General features: G+C 69.2%; 6 protein-coding genes and 1 pseudogene. 4 read left to right on the plus strand and 3 right to left on the minus strand.

Features of this window, described 5'->3' with window-relative positions; translation table 11 throughout:
- Nucleotides 1-74 precede the first annotated feature (74 nt).
- Nucleotides 75-443 carry a hypothetical protein gene (locus ACFYXM_RS36900; protein ID WP_389296207.1) on the minus strand — a complete coding sequence of 123 codons (369 nt, stop codon included), beginning with the start codon at nt 441-443 and terminating at the stop codon, nt 75-77.
- Nucleotides 444-467: 24 nt separating this feature from the next.
- Here ACFYXM_RS36900 and ACFYXM_RS36905 point away from each other — a divergent pair, with 24 nt between their 5' ends.
- Nucleotides 468-677, plus strand: a complete 210-nt coding sequence (locus ACFYXM_RS36905) for a hypothetical protein (RefSeq protein WP_389296208.1) — start codon at nt 468-470, stop codon at nt 675-677.
- Nucleotides 678-745: 68 nt separating this feature from the next.
- Here ACFYXM_RS36905 and ACFYXM_RS36910 read toward each other — a convergent pair whose 3' ends face one another.
- Entirely contained in the window at nt 746-1,552 is an 807-nt protein-coding gene (locus ACFYXM_RS36910) for a hypothetical protein (RefSeq protein ID WP_389296210.1), read from the minus strand.
- 272 nt (nt 1,553-1,824) lie between these two features.
- Between ACFYXM_RS36910 and ACFYXM_RS36915 the strand changes: the two genes are divergently transcribed.
- Nucleotides 1,825-2,364 carry a winged helix-turn-helix domain-containing protein gene (locus ACFYXM_RS36915; RefSeq protein ID WP_389296211.1) on the plus strand — a complete coding sequence of 180 codons (540 nt, stop codon included), beginning with the start codon at nt 1,825-1,827 and terminating at the stop codon, nt 2,362-2,364.
- Nucleotides 2,365-2,396: 32 nt separating this feature from the next.
- On the plus strand, nt 2,397-2,648 hold the full coding sequence (locus ACFYXM_RS36920; RefSeq protein ID WP_389296212.1) for a hypothetical protein: 252 nt from the start codon (nt 2,397-2,399) through the stop codon (nt 2,646-2,648).
- A gap of 20 nt (nt 2,649-2,668) precedes the next feature.
- Here the strand turns inward: ACFYXM_RS36920 and ACFYXM_RS36925 are convergent, their stop codons facing one another.
- Nucleotides 2,669-3,373, minus strand: a complete 705-nt coding sequence (locus ACFYXM_RS36925) for an IS6 family transposase (RefSeq protein ID WP_389296214.1) — start codon at nt 3,371-3,373, stop codon at nt 2,669-2,671.
- Between ACFYXM_RS36925 and ACFYXM_RS36930 the strand changes: the two are divergent.
- Nucleotides 3,342-4,094, plus strand: a pseudogene (locus ACFYXM_RS36930) (transposase); the annotation flags it as partial. The gene ACFYXM_RS36925 and the pseudogene ACFYXM_RS36930 overlap by 32 nt on opposite strands.
- Nucleotides 4,095-4,373 lie beyond the last annotated feature (279 nt).

The following is a 4,373-nucleotide window of genomic DNA, read 5'->3' on the forward strand; positions in this document are numbered from 1 at the left end:
CCCCCTGTACGACGGCGCACTGTCCACGGACGGTCCCCCTCCACCATGACCAACCCGAAGATCAGCCCACCCGGTCAGCCAACGTGACAGCACCCGTGGGCCTTTTGTACGAGCGTCATGTAGAGCTGCGGGACCGGTGCCTTGACGAGTTCGTCGATGACGGCTTCGTAGTCGGCTCCGAAGTCCGCCCAGTCCTTGCCCTGCTTGTCGAGCCAGAGGGTGACGTCGGAGAAGAAGACCGCTTTGCCCGGCCCGTCGTTCGGGTCGCGGGCCAGGCCGGTCGCGAGATCGAGCGTGATGCCGGCGCCCTTGCTGACGAGGTGGCGGGGGATCATCGTCGGGGCGATGGCCACCGCGCACTCACCCCAGCCGTCTTGGGTCTGCTCCGGCCAGGGCAGTCCCAGTACGAGCCAGCCGTCCGGTGCCAGCAGCTTGTTGCTCACCGTGTTCTTCCCCCTCGTTCGTGGATGGTCCGCATCCGATCTTTCCGCCCCGGCCCGGCAGCGGACAAGACGTCCTCCGGCCGCCGCCCCGCGCCGGCTACCTGCGGCGGCCGAAGAAGCCGCGGTTCTTACCACGGGGCCGGGGCCGAAGTGCTCGCCGACGCGCTGCTGGCGGATCTGCTGCCGCCGACGGGCGCCGACGACGACACGGCCCTCGTCATCGTCCCGCTGTAGGCGCCCGGCCGTGCGCGCTCCGCGTTCCGGAGCCGTCCGCCGGCCCCGGAACGCGGAGCGCGAGAGGTCTACTCGGGCGCCTCGATCGTCACCGGCTTGCCCAGGTCGTAGAAGTGCTGCGTGGTCGTGCTCATCACGCCGGCCGTCCGGGACTCGGCCTGCCCGCCGTAGGGCGTGAAGTCGTCCCCGAACCAGAGGATGTGCTCGCGCACGGCCGCGCCCATGAACGTGTACGGCTTCTTGTTCACGATCCGCCACGCCGTGACGTCCTCCCCGTTCTCCAGGGAGAGCACGGGCCGCTCCTGCTCGACGGTCCACTCCGGCGCCGACGCGATCATCTGGGCCGTCATCTCCGGATCGGCGAGCGCGCGGTAGAGCTTCCCGGTGGCGGCCACGATCTGCTCCTGCGGGTCACTGCTGTTCTTGTCCCCCTTGACCCACTTACCGAGCCCCGGCGTCTTGATCCACTCGTCCTCGCCCTTGAAGACGTACGCCTTCTCCCCCTCCGGCCCCGTCATCGACCCGGCCAGCGCGGGCTCGTCCCCGAAGAGGAACCGCGACGTCCCCGACTCGTCCCCCGACTGCACGGCCTCCGTCCCCGATCCGTACGCCTTCAGGGCGGCCACCAGGCACTTCGACAGGGCCGAACCGGCCAGGGTCGTACCGCCCTTGAGCTGGAGGCCGTCGCACTCGGACGGGGTGGCGAAGGCCGGGGACGACGCCTTAGGGCTCTCGTTCCCGGGCGCGGGCCGGTCGGACGACGATTCCGAACGCGTCGGCTCGGCCGACCCGTCCGACGAGGAGCAGCCGGCCAGGAGGCCGACGGCGAGGAGGATTCCTATGCACGCGTAGGGGCGCGGACGTACAGGTCTCATGTTGTTCGAACTCCACTGGTCACGGACGGCCCGCGACCGCGGGCCGTCTTATGGGCTCTCGCAAGCGAATCCATAGCCCCGCACCACCGGTCGTGAAGGTGTTCGCTTCACGGGCCGCGGATGCGGGCCTTTGGATCCTACTGACTTCGGCTCGTTGGGGTGAATCTGCGCGAAGTCCCTGAAGCGCCTGGAGTGGTGGCTGTATCCCGTGGTGTGTGAGGTATGCGGATGGGGGCGGGCTGACCGCCGCGGGACGTCGGCGCCGGGAGACGGTGCGTATGCAGGCAGCCGAGCTGTTCGAGCAGAGGATCAAGCCGCCGGAGGCCGCGCGGCGGCTGCGGGTGAGCCTGAAATCGGCCTACCAGTGGCACCAACGGTGGCGGGAGGGCGGTGTTCAGGCTCTGGCCTCCCGCGGTCCGAGCGGGTCGCGATGCCGCCTGTCCCCGCGCTGCCTGGAGAAGCTGGCCGTGTATCTCCAGCAGGGGCTGGCCGCGCACGGCTGGCTGGAGGACCAGGTGTGGACCGCCGCGAGCGTGACCACGCTGATCGGCAGGAAGTTCCACGTCTCCTACAGCGTCTCGGATGCCACCCGGCTGATGCACCGGCTCGGGTTCTCCCCGCAGGTCCCCGCCCGGCGGGTCACCGAGCGCGACGAGCAGGCCGTCACCGTGTGGAAGGAGGCGACCTGGGCGGAGGTAAAAGGGCGAGGGCGGCCTGCGGGGGCTACATCTGCTTCGAGAACGAGGCAGACTTCACCCGCAGACCGCCGCAAGGCCGGACCTGGGGCCGACGCGGCCGCACCCCGGTCGTGACGGTCAGTGGCCGATGCTCGGGACGCCTGTCGGTGGCCGGGCTGATCGCCATGCGGCCCGGCTCCCGCACCCGGCTCTGCTACCGCCTGCGCACCCACCCCTCGGGCAAGGGCAAGCGCCGCAGCATGAGCGAGCGCGACTTCACCGCCCTGGTCGACGGCACCCACCAGCTCATCAAGGGCACCGATCGTGCTGGTGTGGGACCGGCTCAACACCCATGTCTCCCGCAGGCGTTGTCACGTTGGTGCGGTGTTGATCGATTGAGGGCGTGTCAGGGTGTGTAGGGGTTGGGTGGGGGCCTGGCTTACGCTGCGGTGGGCTGGTCGCTGGCGCCGGTGATCTTGTCCCAGATGGCGAAGTGGGTGGTCATCTCGGTGCGGTATTGGGTGGCGGTCATCAGGTGGCGGCGTGGTCGGAAGTGCGGTGAGATGCCGCTGAACGCGGACAGGAACCGTTGGGCCCCGCCGGTACTGCGGAAGCCCTTCATCGCGCGTTCGCGCTGCCTCGTCGGCTGGTGGGAGTTCTCGGCCCGGTTGTTCAGACCCTTGTGGGTGCGGTGTTCCACGGAGGGCATGATCTCGCGGTGGGCCGCGCCGTAGGAGCGGAGCTTGTCGGTGACGATCACCCTCGGCACCGAGCAGGTCTTCTTGAGCAGTTTGTGGAAGAACCGCCTGGCCGCAGCGGTGTCCCGCCGGTTCTGGACCAAAATGCCGAGCATGTCACCATCGGCGTCGACGGCCCGCCACAGGTATTTCAGCTCACCGTTGATCCTGAGGAAGACCTCGTCCAGGTGCCACTTGTCGCCCGGCTGCACACGCCGGCGGCCCAGGCCGTTGGCGTAGGCCTGCCCGAACTTCGTACACCAGCGGCGGACCGTCTCGTGGGAGACGAGCACGCCGCGCTCGAGCATCAGCTCCTCGACCTCGCGGAACGACAGCGGGAAACGGAAGTACAGCCGCACGCAATGCGCGATGATCGACGCCCACCGCCACGGCACCCCGGTCCTCATCCGTGCCGACAGCGCGGGCAGCGCGAAAGCCTTCCTGGCCCACCTGCGCGCCCTTCGACAGCGCGGGGTCCAGACCTTTTTCTCGGTCGGACACGCCGTCACCGACCATGTCCGCACAGCCATCCGGGCGCTGCCCGACCAGGTATGGCATCCCGCGCTGGAACAGGACGGTGCCTTTCGCGCCGGTGCCGAGGTCGCCGAGCTGACCGGCCGGGTCGACCTCACCGGATACCCGGACGGCACCCGCATCATCGTCCGCCGCGAGCGTCCCCACCCCGGCGCCCAGCTGTCCCTGTTCGACCAGGACGAAGGCATGCGCCACCAGGTCCTTCTCACCGACACGCCCGTCGCCGGCGGCGGCTCGATCCAGTACCTGGAGGTCCGCCACCGGGCCCATGCCCGGGTCGAGGACCACATCCGCTGCGGTAAGACCACCGGCTTCGGCCACTTCCCCTCCCGCCACTTCCAGATCAACGCCGCCTGGCTGGAGCTGTCCCTGACCGCGATCGACCTGCTTGCCTGGACCAGGACCCTGCTGCTGGACGGCGAGTTGGCCACCGCCGAGCCCAAGAAGCTCCGCTACCGCCTCCTGCACGCTGCCGCCCGGATCACTCGCGGAGCCCGTCGCCTACGGTTGCGGATCGCCTCTACCTGGCCCTGGCGCCACGAACTGACCACCGCGTTCAGCCGCCTCGTCGCGCTGCCCCGACCGGCCACCTGACAGACGAAACCGCCACTGCCCACCCACGACCCCAGGACCACAGGAGCACCCGGCCCCCGCGCCGGGCCCTTGGCATGGCCACCGTCCGACGGCAGCCCCGCGACCCCCGACGCGAGGATCACCTCAGATCAGCCGACCCGAACCGAAACACGGAGGCTAGGCCCAATACCGGTAACTTAGGGCTTTTATGTTCGCTTGACCCGTTTGGGCTTGCTGGCGTCAACGATGTTGATAGCAGGGACGCTTGGGCGATCTGTAACGCTGTGGGCTGCGCGTTTG

The sequence above is a fragment of the Streptomyces sp. NPDC002476 genome (assembly GCF_042889785.1).
Classification (GTDB): domain Bacteria; phylum Actinomycetota; class Actinomycetes; order Streptomycetales; family Streptomycetaceae; genus Streptomyces.